The 21,468-nt window shown below is 40.3% G+C and carries 18 protein-coding genes; 6 read left to right on the top strand and 12 right to left on the bottom strand.

The window, feature by feature from the left end; all coding sequences use genetic code 11:
* Positions 1-370: 370 nt before the first annotated feature.
* The 4 genes from KUG63_RS02055 to KUG63_RS02040 form a co-directional block, all read right to left on the bottom strand.
* Positions 371-2,959: a DUF262 domain-containing protein gene (locus tag KUG63_RS02055; protein ID WP_016390134.1), complete on the bottom strand. Its 2,589-nt coding sequence runs from the start codon at positions 2,957-2,959 to the stop codon at positions 371-373.
* 135 nt (positions 2,960-3,094) lie between these two features.
* Positions 3,095-3,652 (bottom strand): hypothetical protein, encoded by a 558-nt coding sequence (locus tag KUG63_RS02050; protein ID WP_287553865.1) that lies wholly within the window; start codon positions 3,650-3,652, stop codon positions 3,095-3,097.
* Between the two features lie 66 nt (positions 3,653-3,718).
* The gene (locus KUG63_RS02045) at positions 3,719-4,186 is read right to left on the bottom strand and encodes a hypothetical protein (protein WP_287553863.1); all 468 of its coding nucleotides are present in this window, start codon (positions 4,184-4,186) and stop codon (positions 3,719-3,721) included.
* Between the two features lie 229 nt (positions 4,187-4,415).
* Entirely contained in the window at positions 4,416-4,832 is a 417-nt protein-coding gene (locus KUG63_RS02040) for an RrF2 family transcriptional regulator (RefSeq protein WP_287553861.1), read from the bottom strand.
* A gap of 91 nt (positions 4,833-4,923) precedes the next feature.
* On the opposite strand from KUG63_RS02040, the gene KUG63_RS02035 reads away from it, so the two are divergent.
* Positions 4,924-6,087 carry a globin domain-containing protein gene (locus tag KUG63_RS02035; RefSeq protein ID WP_287553859.1) on the top strand — a complete coding sequence of 388 codons (1,164 nt, stop codon included), beginning with the start codon at positions 4,924-4,926 and terminating at the stop codon, positions 6,085-6,087.
* A gap of 156 nt (positions 6,088-6,243) precedes the next feature.
* Here the strand turns inward: KUG63_RS02035 and arsJ are convergent, their stop codons facing one another.
* The 5 genes from arsJ to KUG63_RS02010 form a co-directional block, all read right to left on the bottom strand.
* A complete protein-coding gene (gene arsJ, locus KUG63_RS02030) occupies positions 6,244-7,473 on the bottom strand; it encodes an organoarsenical effux MFS transporter ArsJ (protein ID WP_287553857.1) in 1,230 nt (409 codons plus the stop codon).
* 1 nt (position 7,474) lies between these two features.
* On the bottom strand, positions 7,475-8,491 hold the full coding sequence (locus KUG63_RS02025; protein ID WP_020932366.1) for an ArsJ-associated glyceraldehyde-3-phosphate dehydrogenase: 1,017 nt from the start codon (positions 8,489-8,491) through the stop codon (positions 7,475-7,477).
* 130 nt (positions 8,492-8,621) lie between these two features.
* On the bottom strand, positions 8,622-8,966 hold the full coding sequence (locus KUG63_RS02020) for a metalloregulator ArsR/SmtB family transcription factor (protein WP_041932908.1): 345 nt from the start codon (positions 8,964-8,966) through the stop codon (positions 8,622-8,624).
* A 102-nt stretch (positions 8,967-9,068) separates the two neighbouring features.
* The gene (locus KUG63_RS02015) at positions 9,069-12,554 is read right to left on the bottom strand and encodes an indolepyruvate ferredoxin oxidoreductase family protein (RefSeq protein WP_287553855.1); all 3,486 of its coding nucleotides are present in this window, start codon (positions 12,552-12,554) and stop codon (positions 9,069-9,071) included.
* A 9-nt stretch (positions 12,555-12,563) separates the two neighbouring features.
* Positions 12,564-13,022 carry a MaoC family dehydratase gene (locus KUG63_RS02010; protein ID WP_015006153.1) on the bottom strand — a complete coding sequence of 153 codons (459 nt, stop codon included), beginning with the start codon at positions 13,020-13,022 and terminating at the stop codon, positions 12,564-12,566.
* A 221-nt stretch (positions 13,023-13,243) separates the two neighbouring features.
* Between KUG63_RS02010 and KUG63_RS02005 the strand changes: the two genes are divergently transcribed.
* Positions 13,244-14,581, top strand: coding sequence for an MATE family efflux transporter (locus KUG63_RS02005; RefSeq protein WP_015006154.1), 1,338 nt, complete (start codon positions 13,244-13,246; stop codon positions 14,579-14,581).
* On the opposite strand, the gene KUG63_RS02000 is transcribed toward KUG63_RS02005, so the two are convergent.
* Entirely contained in the window at positions 14,574-15,245 is a 672-nt protein-coding gene (locus KUG63_RS02000; protein WP_020932363.1) for a glycerophosphodiester phosphodiesterase, read from the bottom strand. The two genes, KUG63_RS02005 and KUG63_RS02000, sit on opposite strands and share 8 nt — an antisense overlap.
* A 98-nt stretch (positions 15,246-15,343) precedes the next feature.
* On the opposite strand from KUG63_RS02000, the gene KUG63_RS01995 reads away from it, so the two are divergent.
* The gene (locus tag KUG63_RS01995) at positions 15,344-16,483 is read left to right on the top strand and encodes an aminotransferase class V-fold PLP-dependent enzyme (RefSeq protein WP_016390123.1); all 1,140 of its coding nucleotides are present in this window, start codon (positions 15,344-15,346) and stop codon (positions 16,481-16,483) included.
* A gap of 232 nt (positions 16,484-16,715) precedes the next feature.
* Positions 16,716-17,936 carry a flavodoxin-dependent (E)-4-hydroxy-3-methylbut-2-enyl-diphosphate synthase gene (ispG, locus tag KUG63_RS01990; protein WP_016390122.1) on the top strand — a complete coding sequence of 407 codons (1,221 nt, stop codon included), beginning with the start codon at positions 16,716-16,718 and terminating at the stop codon, positions 17,934-17,936.
* A gap of 77 nt (positions 17,937-18,013) precedes the next feature.
* Here the strand turns inward: ispG and KUG63_RS01985 are convergent, their stop codons facing one another.
* Positions 18,014-18,229, bottom strand: coding sequence for a cold-shock protein (locus KUG63_RS01985; protein WP_015006158.1), 216 nt, complete (start codon positions 18,227-18,229; stop codon positions 18,014-18,016).
* 156 nt (positions 18,230-18,385) lie between these two features.
* Entirely contained in the window at positions 18,386-19,195 is an 810-nt protein-coding gene (gene mazG, locus KUG63_RS01980; protein ID WP_020932361.1) for a nucleoside triphosphate pyrophosphohydrolase, read from the bottom strand.
* A 104-nt stretch (positions 19,196-19,299) separates the two neighbouring features.
* On the opposite strand from mazG, the gene KUG63_RS01975 reads away from it, so the two are divergent.
* A complete protein-coding gene (locus KUG63_RS01975) occupies positions 19,300-20,529 on the top strand; it encodes a nucleoside recognition domain-containing protein (RefSeq protein ID WP_015006160.1) in 1,230 nt (409 codons plus the stop codon).
* 60 nt (positions 20,530-20,589) lie between these two features.
* Complete coding sequence (locus KUG63_RS01970) at positions 20,590-21,468, top strand: lysophospholipid acyltransferase family protein (RefSeq protein WP_015006161.1); 879 nt, start codon at positions 20,590-20,592, stop codon at positions 21,466-21,468.

Here is a 21,468-nt window from a genome sequence, read left to right as displayed (position 1 = left end):
TCATCTTCTGTGTCCTCTATTTAAATAATAATACAGAAAATAACTCCTTAACTAACGGCTTTTACTGTCCTAATGAGCGGAACCGCTTCACAGAAACATTAGAGGTGGCCTTAGCTAGCTCTTTATTTATCTCCGGAAGCCTTGCTCTACGAAGAAAAGAATTCCTTATTTTTCTCGCCTCCACAAATATAAATATAGTAACAATAAGACCTAAAATAGAACTTATTGAACCAATTTTATTAAGGTCGGTTAGCCATTCAGGCATTTAGGTGATTCCTCGATGTTTGTAAACATAACGCTTTGCTAAACGGCGCAGCTTGCTGCGTCCAGTGGAGGCTGCTTTTGGCCGTAACGATGTTTGAGCAACTTGTTATACAGTTTTAATGCCTTTGCTACGATTACTATCTTTGTGCGTAACTTGAAGATTTCCCCGTTCGTCTTTTCCACCCAGGGCTAGTGGCTTTATATGATCAACTTCAACTTCGTCACCCCAATATAGTGGTGTTTTTGATATAGGGCAGATATTACCTTGCTTAAGTATAATATCTTTGATTTCTTGGTCAGTCAGAACAATTCTACGCTTTTCAATGGCATACTTTTCATGCAGCTCTTTCACACCATCAATGAATTTCAGATACCCTTTACCGTCACTATCTTCTTCAGGAATATTTTTTGAATATGCGATTAATCTGCCAAGAGATTTTGCTATATCATGTCTATTGCTTTTCAATATTTCTAAAGATAAAGGTGAAACAATAAACCAGAGAATATAAAAGTCTTGAAACGTTCTTCTAAAATTCGTTCTTTCTAGTGAATTAAATAACTTGTCCAGAGCTTCCTTTAAATGAGACGAGACATTATCCGCCCGTATATCATCATCTATTAGTAATATTCTTACTTTTTTTACAAAGGACTTGGTTTTTTTAATTTCATCAAAGAAATTACTCTTAACCTCATCATTAGAAGAAGCCTCATTAATTAAATGTGATATATCTTTTTTGTAACCGATTCTTGCATTAAGCCTATTTTCCTTCTGAAATATATCAAGGGACTTGGATTTCGGTTCATATTTGACCTTGTAGCCTAGATAAGCTAAGGATGTATATATTTCTTCATTTTCCATTCTGTCCCTGAAGTTTTTCCTATCGGACGACCTGACGTAAAACCAACTTTTCTCCTTTTCCACCTCTGACTTTATAGCTGTAATAATTTCTTTGTCAGCCCATGAGTTCCACATCTCAAAAGAATGTTCTTTTATTGGGTATGGTTTGTCATTCAATCTAATAAAAAGGTCTATTGGGTCAAATTCTGGGTTTAGTTTTTGCTCAATGGAAACGACAAAAAGCTCAAAATCTAATATCTTTTCTTGTGCTGCTTCAGGTAACTCATAGAATTTCTTTCCCTTGTATTCTCGCAATATTTTTGGGGATCGCAATGTGAATCCTGAGTTTTTTGGTTTTACAGAAACCCCTTCTTCATTAACATACTCACCGCCAATATATGACAGTATGGTCAGTATTCTTTGCTGCCCATCAATAACCTCAGAAACTCCATTTAATCTTTTGTATACGAATATTGCAGGAAGAGCTATTCCGAGAAGTATGCTTTCAATGATAGAGGATGCTTTTGGCAGATTTATGACCTCAGATCTCTGGTAGGATGGCCTGACCAAAAACTTTCTTCGCGTCATTACTCTTGATATATCCTCTATAGATGTCCGAGAGGGTTCAGGCTTGTTGAGCCGAAGAGACTCCAACTGACCAATAATATTTTCGTCTTCACTATCAGACATTAACTCTTTCATTTGCGCTTTGGATTCTTCATTCGCGCTCTTGTACATTGAAAGGTCAACGTCAAACTCCCCCTCATAAAAATCCAGGACAGAGTTGTACCTTGTTATTACTTTTGCATAGAAAGCGTAATCAACATCTGAAAAGTCCTCTTGTTTTTCATTGTAATATTCGACTATCTTTAATTTTATATTTTCTTGAGATAGCAACGTAATTGACTGTCCTTCGTTATCTATGACTTGAAGAACCCAAAGCAAGCATTCCAAGAAAAGTCTGTTTAAATTCGTTCCTCTATCTTTGGAGAATTTTTCTATATCAGATAAAATATATAGTTTTTCACAAAAATAATTGTAAATTTCAAAGTGGTCAGTTTGTGTATCTGTTACTTGATCATAAAGCCTTTCGAATATTTCGTTTTTTCTACCTGCAGCATAATAAGTTATTGGTATAAGGTGAAGAACTAGATTTTTCCTAATAAACTGCATCATTGTTTCAATCGGGACGCCATTTCCATCAGATCTAGTTTGTTTAGTATCCTTAAAAAATAGCGTTGATATAATCGAGTGAAGTTCAGTTCCTTTTTTTATTTTGCTTTTGAAAATATTCGATAAATCATCATTATCGTAAACTGCATTATCAATCTCTGAGCGTTTCAGCGGGGTTATTCCCGAGTTATAACGACCAAATATTTCTTTTTTAACTTTATCTTGTAATAGTGGATCGAGCTTTGGTTCGTTAACTATTTCAAATTCAATAATTCGCAATGTGGAATCCAAAAAATTATCTCGAATATTTCCGGGAAGACTTTCAAAAGAAAAGCCATCTAGATGCTTTAAAGCTGAAAGCCCTTTCCTTTTTAGTTTTATGGAGTCATCCATAAATATCTGTATAGTTTCAAATCGCTGCCTTCCATCTATGATCTCGATACTTTCGCCATTATTAAAGAATATAAGAGGTGGTATTTCCGTTCCTAATATGATGCTTTCAATAAAGTATGACGCCTTATTAATGTCCCATACGTAATTCCTTTGATAATAAGGCTTGTAATCAATTTTTCGTCGATTTCTTATGCTGAAAAGGCTTTCTATTGGCTTAGAATATGTCTCAATTTTGAGGTGATTCTTGAATATATTCTCAAATTGCTCTTGATTTAAGTAGATGTCGTTCATATATATTTCCTAATTCCACTGCCCTGTTGACATAGCATATTCGTGGGATTTGTATAACGCTGCCATAAAAGGCGAGCAACGTGTTGCGAGTCCAGCGCTGAAAGCGCGGTTTTTAATGGCCTTGTTAGAGGGTGGTTAACTACTAGCATAAGCGGCCCATGCTACAGTTATAAATAAGCCGATAATGCTTGCTAAGGCTAATGTGGATTCTGAAATCCAAGTAAAAGCTAAGTTATAAAAACGAACCGCATTAACGACAGCCATACAGAATGCTGCCACAGTAATAATAGCTTTGTACTTTTTTATGCGTTGCCACATACAATGGCTAAAAAAGAATAATTTACAACGTATTAATCCAATTTTGCCATGAGCTAAACTATCGTACTTTCGCCCTTTTGGGGTCACTCTAAATTCTAAACGAGGAGGAACCATTCCTCTTTTTCTTTCCATAAGCCCTAACTCACAGAGCACTCCTGCATTATGGATTATAGCTTCCATTAATTCTTCCTCTCTTCCTTGCCCTTTCTCGTAAGCAATGCCACTAAGCGAGAGCCTTTCTAGTTCAAAGCGTTTAGCAAAATCATCAATGTTTATAAAGCCGCCGTTATCATTCGAGGCTCCATCATCTTGAATTTTATATATAACCACTCCAGCGAATAGTGACAACCAGGGAATGTATGAGTCTCCGAGCATATTTAGCCCTCTAACGCTTAGTTTAAAGGGCGCGCGGCTTTTTGCGCGTCCGCTTTGAAATATTTGTTAGGCATTGGAATCTGAGACTTGATTACAAAAAGCATTTTTACCTAACTTACTAGCTCCATAAATACATATTGCAACGAATTGGCTGATAAGTGCTCCTTCTAAACCTAGTTTTGCCCCTATATATGCTGAAGTTAAAGCAACTATAGAAACCGCAGATTTATCGGTAAGCTTATTTAACTTAGCCCAAAGTTCTTCGTATTCCTGAGAGTCTGTACACAACATTGTATGAAATTCATTTCTAACATAGACCCAATAGCTTTTTGGAGGGCGGGGATCATCCCCCGAAAGTTGAATGCGCTTTTTAGCGGACATGCTTATTCTAGGACCGCCTTTCCATAGTTGGCTTGCCAAATCTTCTAGTTTCCAGTTAACGTCATTACTCAACTCCCATACCGAGAGTGGTAATGCTTGGAGTGATAATTGATAAGAATCAATTTTGTCGGTTAAGAGTGCTATTTTATCCATCTAGTAAATGCCTAACAGTATTAATAAGCGGAACCCATTATCCATGTATTTTTTGTATATAGATGGATAGTACTTCCATGTTTTTGCATATTAATAGCCAAAAGTGGATATGGCTTGGTTAATTTGCGTTTAAATCCTTTTGTTAAATATAGCATCTATTTCTATTAGATACAGAAGTGGCTATTGACGTGACCAACCAACTCGCTAACTAGGTTGCAATATAACTGGCCTAGCCATGAATACGTTGGGCTGTTTCCTCGTCTAGCATATCTCCAATTGTATAGCCTTGAAGGTATTCCAAGTATTTACTTTGTGCTCCTTGAAAAGCGGTATTTAACCGACAAGACTTTAGAATTAGGCAATTTTGACCAACACAATCAAATGGCACTAAGGTTTTTTCCATAAGTACGACAATTTCTTTCAGCGTAATGTCTTGAGCTGGCTTTGCCAGCGAGATGCCGCCCATTTTTCCGCGAATAGAACAGATATAACCATTGGATGTTAGTCGACTGATAACTTTCATCATATGGCTTTTTGGAATGTTAAATACATCCGAAATGGTGCCAATTGTTACGGTTTGTTCGGGCATTGACGCTAGATAAATCAAAGCGCGAAACGCATAGTCTGTGTGTCGTGTGAGCTGCAAAATAATTCTCCTAATGCCGTTGACTATAGCTTAGTAAGGTCGTATTCTAAACATTCACTTTAAATGAAAGTTTAGAATACGAGGTTTCAAAATGCTATCTACCCAAACCATATCCGTTGTAAAAAGCACTGTTCCATTACTTCAAGAACATGGCCTAGAAATTACATCTACTTTCTACAAGCAATTGTTTGAAGAAAATCCACAACTACTGAATATATTTAATCGCTCGAATCAACGCGATACCTCTCAGTCTAGTGCATTAGCCGATGCCATCTTAGCCTATGCATCAAATATTGATAATTTAGAGGCTTTGTTACCTGCCGTAAGCCATATTGCTAATAAGCATGCAAGCATAGGTATTGAAAAAGAACACTACCCTTTAGTGGGCACTAGTCTGTTATCAGCCATTCAAAAAGTTCTTGATCTACCCGACCAACACCCAGCATTAATTGCGTGGAAAGAAGCCTATGAAGCTTTGGCACAGATTTTTATCGATGCTGAAGCGAATTTATATAAAACTAGCGAAGAAAGCGATGGTGGCTGGCAAGGTTATCGCCCGTTTATCATTGCGGACATTCGTCAAGAAACGCCCGATGTTAAAACCTTAATATTGCAGCCTAAAGATAACAAAAAAGTTAAGGGCTTTTTAGCGGGGCAATATGTCAGCATAAAATTGCCTGCAAGTGATGGCCAGCATGATGCAATTCGCCAATACTCCCTTTCCGACTGGGGAGGTCATTACCAAATAACGGTAAAACAAGAAGCAAAAGGCGAGGTATCACCAAATATCCACAGCCATACGGTAGGTAGTGAGTTATTACTGAGCCCTCCTTTTGGCGAATTTACCTTAAACCTAGATGCAAAAAAACATGTTTTTATCTCTGGCGGCGTGGGTATTACCCCGCTATTTTCCATGTTAAAACAAGCTGTTTCTCTTAATAACCAGCAAGATGAACTGCTCTTTATAGAATGTTGTCGCAGTGCCGAGTACCAAATATTTAAAGAGCAACTCACTAGTTTGGCAAACAATGCCTCTGTACAACTTAAGCAGGTGTTTGAACATGGCCCAGGTGGTGATTTAAATGGCCGCTTAACACTTGAGGCATTAGATGAATGGCTAGATGATAAATCTGCACATGTTTATTTCTGTGGACCCATGCCTTTTATGAAAGAGCTGAAAAAATTATTAAACAGCATCGGCTTTGCAGATGAGCACTTACATTACGAAATTTTTGGGCCAACAGCCGCACTGTAGGCCATTTTACTGTTTCAGTATTTAAGTGTTTGCGCCCTAGGTTGATATTTTTGTATGCCCATTAAATCAACCTAGGGGGCTTACGGGGCATTCATGTATTAAGTGCGCCATGCAATAGGCATTGGCATGGCGTCTTCTTTCTCTTAAAAAAAACTACTAGCTACCTTCTAATACTACTTTGGGCTGCGGCAATGCTTTTGCAATAATCGCCGAGAATAATATAAAGGCCGCAGATACCCATAGGCATATTTCAAAACTATAATATTGGTACAACCAACCCGATAAAACAGTGCCCAGCAATCGACCTGCTGCGTTAGCCATATAGTAAAAGCCAACATCTAGCGATACGCCATTGCTATTAGCATAGCTTACTATTAGGTAACTATGTAGTGATGAGTTAATGGCGAATAACATACCAAAAGCTGCTAAACCAAGCCATAAGGTGGTACTTATTTGGAATTCGTAATGCAGTGCTATTGCCATTAACATGGGAATGATAAACAGAATAACTGCCCATTGATGCAAATGCTGGCCATCCTTTTTAGTAGCTTGTTGCTGGCCGGATAATCTGGGTGCTAGTGCCTGAACAACCCCATAGCCAATAACCCATAAGGCCATAACACTACCGACCTGCGAATAGTCCCAATTAAACTGTGCCGTTAAATACACCGGTAAGGCCACTACAAACCACACATCTCTTGCTGCAAATAAGAAAAGGCGTGCGCCAGACAAGTAGTTAATGGCCGAACTTTTCGAGAACAGGTGTTTAAATTTAGGTTTGCTGCTGGCTTTGCCCAGTTCTTTTTTTAATAAAACGCAGCTTGTTAGCCAAACTATTAATAGGCCGACCACCATAATGAGTATCGCATTATGAAAACCAAATTGGCTAAGCAGTAAACCACCCAGAAAAAAGCCAACCCCTTTTAAGGTGTTTTTTGAGCCGGTTAATAAAGCCACCCACTTATACAGTGTCTTGTTTGCCTCTTTGGGAACCAGTAATTTAATGGCGCTTTTAGCGCTCATTTTATTAAGGTCTTTAGCCACACCGGATATGGCTTGCGCGGCCATTACCCAAACTATTGTGAGCATTTCGGGCGCTACCAATAACATTGACAAGGCTAGCACTTGCAAGACCAAGCCAATGTTCATGGTGGTATTTAAACCAATAATAGCGCCTAACCAACCACCCACTAAATTGGTGATAATGCCAAATACTTCGTAAAAAATGAATAATAGGGCAATTTCTAATGGCGTATAACCCAGCTCGTGAAAGTGCAAAACCACCAGCATTCTTAATGCACCGTCTGTTAGCGTAAAGGCCCAATAATTACCTGTAATAATGAGGTATTGTTGAATATCACTAGACAGTGATTGCAAGCTACGCATATTAGTTTATTGGTTCCTTAGCTGTGGCTACCTTGCGAACCAACTCAATGGTTCGGTTAACGTAGCCCCATTCGTTATCGTACCAAGCGTATAGTTTTACCTGTGTGCCATTTACCACCATGGTTGATAGTGCATCGATAATGCTAGAACGTGGGTCGGTTTTATAATCAATAGACACTAAGGGGCGTTCTTCATACCCCAAAATGCCGTTTAATTCATTCTCTGCTGCTGTTTTTAGTAGCTGATTAACCTCTTGCACTGTTGTGCTTTTTTCCACCTCAAACACACAATCGGTAAGTGATGCATTGGCTAATGGCACACGCACTGCATGGCCATCTAAACGGCCTTTTAACTCTGGAAAAATATGCGTAATAGCCGTTGCTGAACCCGTTGAGGTAGGAATAAGGCTCATGCCACAGGCTCTAGCACGCCTTAAATCTTTATGCGGTGCATCCAGTATGGTTTGTGTATTGGTTAGGTCATGAATGGTGGTGATTGAGCCATGTTTAATAGCCAAATTTTCATGAATAACTTTAACCACCGGCGCTATACAGTTAGTGGTACAAGAAGCGGCGGTTACAATTTTATGTTCCAAAGGGTTAAACAGATTATCATTCACCCCCATCACTATGTTTAACACGCCCTCTTCTTTGACTGGCGCTGTAACCACGACACGCTTAACGCCCTGTTCAAGATACGGTTGTAACAGTGCTTTGGTTTTCATTTTTCCAGACGCTTCAATAACCACATCACAGCCTGACCAGTCTGTATCGCTAATAGTTGTATGTCGGCTTGTACTGATCTGTTGGCCATTAATTATTATGCAATCATCTAAATGACTCGCCTCGTAAGACCAACGGCCATGCACAGAGTCAAAGTTTAATAAATGCGCCAAGGTTGCAGCATCGCCCGCTGGGTCATTAATGTGCACAAACTCTATTTGCTCCGTGCCAAACCCTGCTCTTAATGATAAGCGCCCCATTCGGCCAAAGCCGTTAATACCTACTTTTATCGTCATAATTGTTCAGCCTTTTTTTAACTATCGGTGGTAGAAAGAGTATATATGGAATTATACATATATGATTATCCATATATATAAAAATATTAAAATAAAAACAAAATACTGATTCAGAAGATCGATTAAACGATTAACAGCAGGCTTGGTCGCGCTCAGGGCGCGATCGCATTAGGGATAAATTATTCAGGCTTTCTTTGATTAAAGGTGATTGAACCGCACCCGCTGTATTTAATATATCTGTCGCCCAGCTTGGTAAAGATGGGTTAATACGATAAAAAACCCATTGCCCTTGTCGCCTATCGGACAATAAATTAAATTTACGTAGTTGCGCCAAATGCCTTGAAATTTTAGGCTGGCTTTCTTGCAGGGCTTCCATTAATTCACAAACGCACAGCTCCCCTTCTTGCTGAATCAGCATCAGGCAGGTTAACCGTGTTTGGTCGGACAGGCATTTGAAGAAGGCTAAAGGTTCCATAAACAAATTATAAAGCACGCTATGATGATCGGCACGTCTGTGATGAATAAAAAAAGGCCTTAGTAAAATACTAAGGCCTTTTAATGCGTCCTGCGTTTAAATTTAAGCCGTTGTTCCTGTTTTAACTTTAATGACTTTCATCGGGTTGTTAAAATGATTGTCTAAGGTTTTCCAGCGGCCTTCTGCCACTTCAACACTTTCTGTTCTTACATGGCCATAACCACGAACAAATTCAGGAACGCGCGCCATTTCTAGTGCAACCTCTTTATTTTCCTCAGTTAGGCCAGTAATAATTTGGTTTAACACCGCTTTATACTGTTTCAACAGCGCTTTATCTTCTTTTCGCTCTGCAGAATAGCCAAATGGATTTAACGGCGTATGTCTCAGGCCTTTAAATTTAGACGCTACTTTAAGAGCCGATAACATCCACCCACCAAATTCTCGTTTTTTCAATTGCCCCGTTATCGGGTCGCGTTTGGAAATAAGCGGTGGTGCCATGTGGAATTTAATTTTATAGTCACCCGAGAAGTTTTCCTTTACTTCATTCGCCCAGGTGCCGTCGGTATATAAACGGGCCACTTCTAACTCATCTTTATAGGCCATTAATTTATATAAGTACCGCGCTGCCGCTTGGGTAATCTCATCGCTATCACCCGCTAGTTTTGCTTCTGCTTCACGCACTTTATCAATTAATTTTGTGAATTTTTTAGCATATGACTTGCTTTGATAAGCCACCAAATCTGCCTCACGGCGACTAATCAACTCATCGGTAGTGGCAGATAGTACTTCCCACTCTGGCGTTGTAGCACCTTGTTCCAATAATGTTTTAACCGCATCTGGGTCGTGCGCCATTAAACGGCCAATTTTAAATACCCGCTGGTTATAGGCAACCGCTACGCCGTTTGCTGTAATGGCGTCTTCCAACGACTGACGTTTAACCGGCAACCAACCTTTTTGGCATGCAAAGCCTAATAACATCATATTGGCGCCAATGGTGTTGCCCGTTAATGTTTCAGATACTTTAGTTGAATCGAAGAAATCACAATTGCCTTTACCTGTGAAACGTTCCAACGCTTGCTTCATATCATCAACAGGGATACTAAAGTCACCATCGCGAGTAAATGCGCCGGTCACAATACCGTGTGAATTAACCACCCCTTTGGTATGCCCTTCACGCAAGCGCGACATACCTTCATCACTCGCACTGGTGACAATATCTGCACCAATCAATAAGTCTGCCTTACCAATAGATAAACGGGTTGAATTAAGCTCTTCCACATTATTAGCGACTTTAAGGTGGCAATATACCGCGCCAAACTTTTGCGCCATACCGGTTAAATCCAGCACTTGTGAGGCAAAGCCTTCTGCTTTGGCTGCTTCACCAATCATTGATGAAATGGTAACAACACCGGTACCACCAATACCACAGACCAAGGAGCCAAACACGCCATCGAGTGACTTAGGTGTTGGTTCTGGCAAGGCTGCGAACACATCATCTGATAAGTTAACGGAGCTACCTTTTGCCAATTCCCCACCTTCAATCGTTACAAAACTTGGGCAGAAACCTTTTACGCAGCTAAAATCTAAATTACAGCCAGATTGATCAATCACACGCTTACGGCCTAACTCTGTTTCTAGCGGCTGCACAGAAAGACAGTTCGATTGCACACCACAATCACCACAGCCTTCGCAAACACGTGAGTTAATAAAGGTTAATTTTTTCGGTGTTTCCACCAATTTACGTTTGCGGCGTCTACGCAGCTCTGTGGCACACGTTTGTTCAAAAACAAGAATGGTGACGCCTTTAGTGTCGGCCAATTCTTTCATCACCATTTGTAAATCATTGCGGTGATACAAATCAGTACCGGGCGCAAATGCGGTTTTATTTAATGCTTCTGGCTCTTTAGAAACCACTACAATACGAGCCGCACCTTCTGAGTGCATTTGCTGCGTAATACCTTCTACGGTTAACGGGCCATCAAACGATTGGCCGCCTGTCATCGCGACGGCATCGTTAAATAAAATTTTATAGGTAATATTAATGTTTGAAGCGATCGCCTGACGAATCGCGGTAGAACCAGAATGATAGAAAGTTCCATCCCCCAAGTTAACAAAGGTATGGCGGTTACCCAAAAACGGCGATGCACCTGCCCAAGTAGCTCCCTCACCACCCATTTGCGTATAGGTAGTGCCTTTTCTATCCATTAACCCCACTAGGAAATGGCAACCAATACCAATTAACTGTTCGCTGCTGTCATCTGGTAATTTGGTAGATGAACTGTGCGGACAACCTGAACAAAAATACGGTGTACGTTCTACCGTATTGCGTGGCACACTCAATTGTTTATCGGTATTTTCCAACACTTCAATCCATTTGGTCATGGAGTCTGTGGTTTTATATGGTTTCAACCAATTAACTAATGCTTTAGAGATCAGCGCTGGTGTTAATTCACCATTAGATGGGAACTGTGTTTGTTGGTCACGGCCTTTTTTACCCATCACCAACGGACGAATACCCATTGGCATATCAAACAAAATATCTTTCACTTGCGTTTCAAGGAATGGGCGAGACTCTTCAATCACCAGAATCTCATCAACCGATTCTGCAAATTCACGCACCAAGCTTTCTTCCATTGGCCAAATAACGGCTATTTTAAAAACCGCTAAACCCAGCTCATCGCGCATTGATTCATCAATGGACAAATCATCTAAGGCTTCTAGGGTATCTAGGTAACTTTTACCGGCAGTAATAATACCCACACGGCGTTGTTTTGCATCCAGCGTTACTTTGTTTAGTTTGTTTGCTTTAGTAAACGCTTTAACAGCGGGCAAACGCGCATTCACAATACGTTCGTCCTGATCCACCGAGCGGTCTGGCCAACGGGTATGTACGCCACTGTCAGGAATAACGAATTCACTGGAATCAGGCAGTACGGTTTCTGTGCGTTTAGGGTCAATGTCCACCATATACCAAGACTCGGCAATATCAGACACTGATTTAACCGCAACCCAGACGCCTGAATAACGCGACATTTGATAGGCAATTAAGCCAAAATCATAAATATCTTGCACCGATGAACAATGCATAATCGGAATACATAAGCCCGATAAAACGTATTCACTTTGTTGTTGAATACTGGATGATCGACTCATAGGGTCATCACCCACGGCCATAACAACACCGCCGTGTTTGCTCGTTCCCCATAAATTTGCATGATGAAGTGCATCAGCTGCTTGATCTACACCCGGGCCTTTGCCATACCAAAGTCCAAACGCGCCATCAAATTCATTGCCTTCAAAGAAATCTATCTGCTGTGAACCCCAAATAGCGGTCGCGGCCATCGCTTCATTAACACCGGGGTTAAAATGAATATCGCGTTCATTTAAAGACGATTCCACCCCTCTACACTCGGTATCAAAATTACCGAATGGTGAACCGCGATAACCTGAAATAAAACCACCGGTTTTTAGACCCGCTTCACGGTCACGACGTTGTTGCTCAAAGGCTAAACGTAAATAAGCTTGGTTACCTGATAAAAAAACAGGCCCATCTTCCCGTACAAACTTTTCTTCCTTAGATGTTGACATAAACCCTCTTTAATTAGTTTTTGCTTTTAATTTAGCCGGAATAGGTTTTACAACCGCCTCACCTGTAATGATTTTATTACCTTCCTGATCAAAACATTCTGTACTAAACGTTACCGTATTATTTTCTTTATTAATAGCCAAAACCTCTACAACTGCTCGGTATTGATTACCAAAAAAAGCCGGCCTTAAAAACTCTACACTTTGCTTAAGCCAAAGTGTTCCCAAGCCTGGAAGGTCCATGCCTAAAATACCTGAAAATTGAATCACCGAAAACATGCCATGCGCGACACGTTGTTTAAAAATGCTTTGTGCAGCGTAATCCTCGTCGTGATGAGCAGGGTTCCAGTCACCCGACATTTTGGAAAATTGAACCGCATCCTCGTGTTCAATCGTATAGGTTTTTTCTTTACGCATACCAATGGATAAATCATCAATACTCATACAGTTGCTGGGTACGGGAATACTCATTACGCTCCTTTTATTTATACTAAACATATAGTCATCACAACTACGTTACCAAACCAGTGTATCGTTATACACTGCTGCCTCAAATCACATTATGTTAGATACTTAATAAATGATGACTTAAAACAAGCTGTACTCACTTTTCTACTAATGACAACCACTCTGGTATTTTATGATGCCATTGTTTTTAACCAACTATAATTAAAAAATACTCATTAAACCCTATGATTCCTTCTAAGCCGCCTCAAGATTTAACCATAGGGTCTATTTATCAGCACTTAATTCGCCTTGCCATACCCGCGTCAATGGGGATGTTTTTCAACACGTTATATAACCTTACCGATAACTGGTTTGCCGGTAAAGTATCTGATGACGCTTTGGTTGGATTGTCCATTTCAAGCATTGTCTTTTACCTTTTTATTGGACTTTTGGCTGGCCTACAAAACGGCACGTCAGTCATGGTTTCAACAGAACTTGGCCTAAAGCAACCTCAACAATTAAAAAACATTATTAGAAACTGTCTAGGCCTAGGCCTTGCTTTTTCTTTAGTGATTACAGTTGCGGGGATTCTATTTGCAAAAGATGCCATCCACTGGCTAAGCACTAACGACATAATAACTGGGCTAGCATGGGATTATATTGAAGTCTTAATCCTCGGCAATGTCGCTTTTTCTCTAAGTGCTGTTGGCGCTGGCGCGCTGATGGCCTTGGGTGACACAAAGTCTAACCGTAATGCGTTAGTTGTAGGTTTCTTTGTTAACTTGGGCTTAAACCCATTATTAACCTTTGGGCTAGATATGGGCGTTGCCGGGCTCGCTTGGGCAACATTAATTATTAAGTTTGCATCGGCGCTTTATTTACTCAACATTTTATGTAAGAAATTGGGTTACAGACCCCTGCCGTGTTTGAACAAACTTGTCTCACTGGCTATTTTGAGACAAGTGTTACCGGCTAGTTTTAATTTTTTCATTATGATTATTGGCAGCTTGATGATTACTGGTTTTGTTAGCCGCTTTGGTGATTATGCAATAGCCGGTTATTCGGTTGGTTTACGGCTTGAACAAGTTTTATTGCTCCCTGCCCTAGGCCTCAATGCCGCCGTTTTAGCTATTTCAGGACAGAACTATGGCGCTAAAAATTACCGACGAATCGCTGAAACTTACCGTAAGGGATTAATACTTAGCTTATCTATTTCTCTTGTTTGTATTCCCGTTATGATTTTTCTCTCACCCCTGATGATGAGTTTTTTTAGTCAGCAAGATACTATTATTGATATAGGTACCACTTATTTAAGAATCGATGCATTGGCTTTTTTTTGCTACGTTTCTCTGTTTATTAGTGTGGCAACGCTTCAGGCTATAAAACAACCGGACTTCCCAGTTGTCATGGGTTTTTTCAGGCAATTATTATTACCTTTTATCGTCAATTATTTACTCATCATAAAATTCGACTATAGCATTGAATGGGTTTTTGGCTCTGTCGCCAGTATTGTTTTTATTAGTATGATTGTGACGCTGATCTATACACGTTCTCAATTAAAAAAACTGCCGCACATCAACTAGTTAACCTATTTGGATAGTCACTAAAAACCCCATCAACCCCGAGTTCCTTCATGCGCCTAATCTGCACGACTTTATTAACAGTATAAACATACACCTTAAGTCCCAAATCGTGCGCCCTATCTACCCATTTTGGCGTTACCTTTTGTAACCTTAGGTGTATTGAAAAAGCCTTTAATTTAGTCGCCCAGGCAATAGACTCATTGATATTATTACCAGCCAAGACACCTATCTTAACGTGTTGGTTTAACCTAACTACTTGTTCAAGCTCCGGCATTAAAAATGATGAAACAAGCATTTTATTTTTGTAAGTTTCCGGTGTTTTTTTAAGCAAGCTGGTTAACACTTTACCTGTGCCTAGGCCCTTCAGTTCAATATTCAAGCCGACTTTACCTACGGTTACCTCAAGCACTTCTTGTAAGATTGGTATTCTTTGCCCAAGACCTGCATCTAAGGCTCTAAGTTCTTCAAACGAATAATCAATTAATTTGCCACGTCCATTGGTGGTTCTATCAACTGTTTCATCGTGAATAACCAACAGTTTATCGGCGACACAATGTACATCAATTTCAACCCAATCTGCGCCTAACTCGATTGCTTTATGAATAGATAAGAGTGTATTTTCAGGTGCACAGCCCATTGCGCCTCTATGTCCAATCATCAACATAACACACCTCTTTTAAATTTAATCTGGCAGATAAAGTCAGTCTATAAGGAACTTTTAAAAAAGGATAGAATATTCATTTTCTTAAGTGGGTAATGTAGATGACTGATCAATTTAATAATGAATTTAATTTAGACGATGATGTAATCTACCTTAACCATGCCGCAGTTGCTCCGTGGCCCGTTCGTACCGAAAAAGCCGTCAATGCTTTTTGCCGCGAAAACGTTACTATTGGCTCCAAGAAATATGCGAATTGGCTCAACGTTGAAGCGCACTTAAAAAACCAATTAGCTCAGTTAATCCAAGCTGATAATGCCGACGAAATTGCCTTAGTTAAAAACACCTCTGAAGCCCTTTCTTTTGTTGCTTATGGGCTGGATTGGGCTCATGGCGATACTATTGTTACCAGTGATGAAGAGTTTCCCTCAAATATGATTCCGTGGGAGTCACTTGAAAATCAGGGTGTTCGCGTCATAAAAACACACTTGAAAGACACAGAAGACCCAACTGCTGAGCTAATTAAAAATATTGATAGCCGAACTAAACTGCTAACCATCAGCTCAGTTCAATATGCCTCAGGCTTACGTGTTGATCTTGAACGTTTAGGCGAAGCCTGCCAGCAACGAGGTGTTCTATTCTGTATAGACGCTATTCAATCGGTTGGTGCATTCCCTATTGATGTAAAGAAGTATCAGGCCGATTTTGTGATGGCCGATGGACACAAGTGGATGCTTGGCCCTGAGGGCTTAGGCTTTTTTTATTGTCGGCAATCTAGTATTAACACACTCAAACTCACTCAGTATGGCTGGCATATGGTTGAGGATATGGGCAATTATGACGCCCTTGAATGGAGTACTGCAAAATCGGCAAGACGATTTGAATGTGGCAGCCCTAACATGCTGAGCATACATGCACTTTCTGCAAGCCTTAGTTTACTACTGGAAGTTGGTATGAATACGGTTGCCAACAACCTTATTGAGCGTGGCCAGTATGTGATTGATAAGGTACAACAAAGCCCCTCATTAACCTTGTTAACCAAGCCAGACGCACAAGGCAATAACATTATTGTTTTTAAGCCCACAAAGCATGACACAAATGAACTTTTTGACTACTTAACCTCAAAGCAAGTGGTTTGTGCAAAGCGTGGCGGTGGGATTCGTTTTTCACCACACTTTTACACACCGTTTAGTGTTATTGATCGTGCCTTTACTTTAATTAATCGTTTTTTAACAGATACATAACCACACGTACCCCCTTCAGTTCGCCAACGGTTTTTAAATTACTTCAGCAAGATTATCTTGCCAGCACATTTAAGTAAACGAACAGCTCCGTATTGAATACATTGCTCTAAGCCACTTTGTTGATTTCGTACGCTCGATTACTGTTACGCCCCCTATCTGAACTTCTTGCGCTCTTCATTAACGGATAAGCCATACAAACATATATAATGAAGCAGATATATTTACAGATAAAATGAGAAAAACAGCGATGACACGCAATGCTATAACCGTAAAGGTCGGATCCGTTTCAATAGGTCATGAACACCCCGTGGTTGTTCAATCTATGACGAATACAGATACTGCTGATATTGAACGAACCGTGGAGCAAGTTTATCAGTTAGCAAAAGCAGGCTCCGAGTTAGTGCGTATTACTGTTAACTCAGAGGCCGCCGCTGCTGCGGTCAGCACGATTAGAGAGCGACTTGACGCGTTAGATTGCGATGTACCCTTGGTGGGGGATTTTCACTTTAACGGGCACAAACTGTTAGAAAAATACCCGTGTTGCGCGCAAGCATTGGCTAAATACCGTATTAACCCCGGCAATGTTGGCCGTGGTAGTAAGCGTGACCCTCAATTTGCTCAAATGATTGAATGCGCTATTCGCTATGATAAACCTGTACGTATTGGTGTTAATTGGGGCAGTTTAGATCAATCTGTGTTGGCCCGTTTGATGGATGAAAATTCCAGATCCAGCACACCTCGCGATTCTGTTGCCGTTATGCATGATGCGGTTATTACATCGGCGCTAGAAAGCGCAGAAAAAGCCATTGAATTAGGCTTAGCCAAAGATAAGATTTTACTATCTTGCAAAATGAGTGGCGTTCAAGATTTAATATCTGTGTACCAAGACCTTGCCTCTCGGTGTGACTTCCCGCTTCATTTAGGCTTAACCGAAGCCGGAATGGGAAGCAAAGGTATTGTCTCATCCACCGCTGCCCTTGCGGTATTGCTTCAACAAGGCATTGGCGACACTATTCGTATTTCTTTAACACCTGAACCCGGCGGAGATAGATGCCAAGAAGTAGTTGTCGCACAGGAAATATTACAATCCATGGGCATACGTTCCTTTACACCAGCAGTTATCTCATGCCCCGGATGCGGCAGAACCACCAGTGATTATTTCCAGCAGTTAGCACAAGATATTCAATCATTTTTGCGCCATAAAATGCCGGAATGGAAAACTCAATACGCTGGTGTAGAAAATATGAAGGTAGCCGTCATGGGCTGCGTTGTGAACGGCCCAGGTGAAAGTAAAAATGCAAACATCGGCATTAGCTTACCAGGCACAGGCGAAAGACCCGTCGCACCCGTTTATATAGATGGACAAAAAGATGTCACCTTAAAAGGTAACGATATCGCAGAACAGTTTCAGAAAATTGTTGAGCAATATGTCACTAAGACCTACCAACAATAAAAATAGACAATCTATCTTTATTGAAAGCAGGAATCTTAATGTAGCGCTAAGGCAGCAAAAAACTGCCGAGACTTCGCTTATTCTAAGCCAGTAACTTCTTCTGCTTGAAGCCCTTTGTCGCCTTTAGTAATTGTAAATTCAACGGCTTGATTTTCTTTTAATGTACGGAAACCGTCACCTTGAATTGCTCTAAAATGAACAAACACATCTTCACCACCAGCATCTGGTTGAATAAAACCAAAGCCTTTTGAATTATTAAACCATTTAACAATACCGCGTACTCTTTCTGACATCTCTTTTCCTCATTATAAATAAACAAAAAAATCAAGCAGTTAGAACATATCCTTTATGATAATAGTTATTAGTTATCTAGCAAGCTTGAATCTTGAGTATACTAAAATCATTTGAAATGTCCTAACTTTTCCTTATGTTGCGTAATTTAATTTTTTTTAATCGCTAGAACCACTTCTTTTACTTTCTTCCCAAAGCATCATCAGTGTACTTGCGGAGCATTCTTCAACACCCTTTCCAGCTTGCTCTACTGATTGTTCAATATATGAAAATCGTTTTGTAAAACGCTCATTAGCCAGCCTTAGTGACCACTCGGGGTTGATGTCCAAATGACGCGCTAAATTTATACAGCTAAAAAACACATCCCCTAGTTCTTCCTCTATTCTTTTACGATTATTTTCAAGTACCATTTCATCTTTCAGCTCATCAATTTCTTCGTCTAATTTATCGACAACAGCGCCAACCTCATCCCAGTCAAACCCTACCGAGGCTGCTTTTTTCTGTAATTTGTAGGCTTGATTAATTGCCGGTTGATTGGAACTGACACCGGACAACACACTGCTGCGTGTCTCATTTTTATTTTCTGCTCGTTTTTGTATTTCCCATTTTTTTGCTAAATCGTCTTTCGAGGTTATTTCATTATTAAACACATGCGGATGACGTCTGGTTAACTTATCGCAAATTGCGTCAACAATATCGGAGAACTCAAAACTCTGCTGCTCTTTAGCTAACTGTGCATGAAAAACCACTTGGAATAAAAGGTCGCCTAATTCATCCTTTAAAGCAGGCAGGTTTTTTTGCTGAATTGCATCAGCAACTTCATAGGCTTCTTCGATTGTGTATGGCGCAATCGTCTCAAAACTTTGCTCCACATCCCAGGGACAACCGTTATCAACATCTCTTAACTGAGCCATAATTGTTAATAATTTATTCAAGTTATCATTAACGTTAATATTCTTATCTGCCATTGTACCGGTATGTTACAGTTTAATTGACTAAGTGAACGTATCACTTAGGGAGACACCCTACCCTTTGATTGCTGATTGTTTAGACAAGGTTTGCCCTTTATTTTATGTTAAATATTATTTGGCTTGGCTTTTTTTTCATTGCCTTTCTAACCGGCCTTTATCGCCTTTTTATACTCGGCGATATGAACATTTTTAATGATATTACCCTCGCCACATTTACCTTATCCAAAACAGCATTTGAAATTTCTCTCGGCCTGACCGGCGTTTTATGTTTTTGGATGGGGATTATGAAAATTGGCGAAAAAAGTGGTTTTATTAACCATTTAACACGCTTTTTAAACCCTCTTTTAAAACGCCTAATGCCCGACATTCCAGATAAGCACCCTGCCTTGGGCGCTATGGTGATGAACTTGTCTGCCAATATGTTAGGGCTTGATAATGCGGCAACGCCCTTAGGTATAAAAGCCATGCAGCACTTGCAAACCATAAACCCATTAAAAGACACGGCCAGCAACGCTCAAATTTTATTCTTGGTAATCAATACCTCAGCTGTCACCCTATTCCCTCTGACTATTTTCACATATCGTGCACAAATGGGCGCTGCTGACCCAACCGATGTTTTTATCCCTATTTTAATTGCTACCTATGCCTCGACGATGGCTGGGCTTATAGCCGTTGCTAGCATTCAACGTATAAAACTTTACGAGCCAGTTGTGCTTTGCTATTTAGCTGCTTTTAGCACCGTTATCGGCTTAATATTGTTCTATTTTTCAAGCCTTGACCAAGCCAGCATGCAACAACAATCATCGCTGGCGAGCAATTTTATTATTTTTAGTTTGATTATTGTTTTTATGAGTGGTGCTATCAAACAACGTATTAATGTTTATGATGCATTTATTGATGGCGCTAAAGAAGGCTTTCAAACCGCTGTAATGATTATTCCTTACCTAGTAGCAATGTTGGTTGCTATTGGTGTTTTTAGGGCATCAGGGGCACTTGAAATAACGCTGGATTACGCACGCTCGTTGTTAATCCATTATTCGCTGGATAGCCAATTCCTCGATGCGTTACCAACAGCGCTGATAAAACCGCTCAGCGGAAGTGGCGCTCGGGCAATGATGATAGACACCATGCAAACACACGGCGCAGACTCTTTTGCCGGCAGGCTTGCCTCTATTGTACAAGGCAGCACAGAGACAACCTTTTACGTCTTAGCCGTTTATTTCGGCGCAGTGGGTATAAAAAAAGCTCGGCATGCGGTTGCCTGCGGGTTATTTGCAGACTTGATAGGTATTATTACCGCCATCTGTATTGGCTATGTATTTTTTGCCTAAGAAGCGCAATAGCTTTGGTAGAATAGAGAATTTTTAACCCTACTGATTTTTACCTAGATTATGGCCAAACACCGGCAACCCTTTAGCTCTCGCTTTTACCCATTGCTTGGAAAACTTCCATTGCCGATGCTGCACGCACTTGCATATCCCGTTTACTTAATTGGCTATTATCTTGTTGAGCGCAAACGCAATGTTATTTATTCGAACATGCAAAACTCTTTTCCAGATACCCCGAGCAATGAGCTTAAAAAACTGGCTAAATTAAATTTTAAGCATTTGGTCTATGTAATATTGGAAGCCAGTAAAACCCGCACCCTCACGGAAGAACAAATTCGTCAGCGTGTTACCTTAAAAAACCCAGAAGTGATAGAAAAGTTTGCGAAAAACGACCAATCTGTCTTGATGCTTGCCGCTCACCATTGCAACTGGGAATGGATGCTGGCTGGTTGCAGCTTACAGCTTTCTTTTCCTATCGATGCTGTATACAAACCTTTGCACGATAAAATTGTTGATGACTATATGAAAATCTCTAGGTCACGTTTTAACGCTCGCCCAATACCTAACAAAAATGCATTAATTGAAATTATGCAGCGTCGTAAAGAGGTCCGTGGCTTTGCGATGGTTGCTGATCAATCGCCTGTCAGAAAAGAAGAAAAATACTGGACTCAGTTCCTTAACCAAGACAGTTCATTTGCAGTCGGTGCTCAGAAGATTGCCAAGCTCACCAAATACCCTGTTATTTTTGTTGGTATGAAGCGCCTAAGTCTTGGTCATTACGAAGTGTTTTTTGAAGAACTTGGACAAGCCCCCTATGAAAAAGAGGGTCACGAAATCACCGAGAAATACGCTAGAGCAACCGAGCGAATGATTCTCGATGCGCCTGAAGATTGGATGTGGTCTAACCGTAAATGGAAGAGAAAGCGTGGTGTCTACGATTAA

The organism is Cycloclasticus sp. (assembly GCF_019090545.1).
Classification (GTDB): domain Bacteria; phylum Pseudomonadota; class Gammaproteobacteria; order Methylococcales; family Cycloclasticaceae; genus Cycloclasticus; species Cycloclasticus pugetii.
The sequence above is the reverse complement of the archived record's forward strand: the minus strand, read 5'-3'. Positions and strand labels throughout refer to the sequence as shown.

Excerpts from the sequence above, each read along its gene's own strand:
- KUG63_RS02055 (WP_016390134.1), bottom strand. The coding sequence starts at position 2,959 with ATGAACGACATCTACTTAAATCAAGAGCAATTTGAGAATATATTCAAG.
- KUG63_RS02050 (WP_287553865.1), bottom strand. The coding sequence starts at position 3,652 with ATGCTCGGAGACTCATACATTCCCTGGTTGTCACTATTCGCTGGAGTG.
- KUG63_RS02045 (WP_287553863.1), bottom strand. The coding sequence starts at position 4,186 with ATGGATAAAATAGCACTCTTAACCGACAAAATTGATTCTTATCAATTA.
- KUG63_RS02035 (WP_287553859.1), top strand. The coding sequence starts at position 4,924 with ATGCTATCTACCCAAACCATATCCGTTGTAAAAAGCACTGTTCCATTA.
- arsJ (WP_287553857.1), bottom strand. The coding sequence starts at position 7,473 with ATGCGTAGCTTGCAATCACTGTCTAGTGATATTCAACAATACCTCATT.
- KUG63_RS02025 (WP_020932366.1), bottom strand. The coding sequence starts at position 8,491 with ATGACGATAAAAGTAGGTATTAACGGCTTTGGCCGAATGGGGCGCTTA.
- KUG63_RS02020 (WP_041932908.1), bottom strand. The coding sequence starts at position 8,966 with ATGGAACCTTTAGCCTTCTTCAAATGCCTGTCCGACCAAACACGGTTA.
- KUG63_RS02015 (WP_287553855.1), bottom strand. The coding sequence starts at position 12,554 with ATGTCAACATCTAAGGAAGAAAAGTTTGTACGGGAAGATGGGCCTGTT.
- KUG63_RS02010 (WP_015006153.1), bottom strand. The coding sequence starts at position 13,022 with ATGAGTATTCCCGTACCCAGCAACTGTATGAGTATTGATGATTTATCC.
- KUG63_RS02005 (WP_015006154.1), top strand. The coding sequence starts at position 13,244 with ATGATTCCTTCTAAGCCGCCTCAAGATTTAACCATAGGGTCTATTTAT.
- KUG63_RS02000 (WP_020932363.1), bottom strand. The coding sequence starts at position 15,245 with ATGTTGATGATTGGACATAGAGGCGCAATGGGCTGTGCACCTGAAAAT.
- KUG63_RS01995 (WP_016390123.1), top strand. The coding sequence starts at position 15,344 with ATGACTGATCAATTTAATAATGAATTTAATTTAGACGATGATGTAATC.
- ispG (WP_016390122.1), top strand. The coding sequence starts at position 16,716 with ATGAGAAAAACAGCGATGACACGCAATGCTATAACCGTAAAGGTCGGA.
- KUG63_RS01985 (WP_015006158.1), bottom strand. The coding sequence starts at position 18,229 with ATGTCAGAAAGAGTACGCGGTATTGTTAAATGGTTTAATAATTCAAAA.
- mazG (WP_020932361.1), bottom strand. The coding sequence starts at position 19,195 with ATGGCAGATAAGAATATTAACGTTAATGATAACTTGAATAAATTATTA.
- KUG63_RS01975 (WP_015006160.1), top strand. The coding sequence starts at position 19,300 with ATGTTAAATATTATTTGGCTTGGCTTTTTTTTCATTGCCTTTCTAACC.
- KUG63_RS01970 (WP_015006161.1), top strand. The coding sequence starts at position 20,590 with ATGGCCAAACACCGGCAACCCTTTAGCTCTCGCTTTTACCCATTGCTT.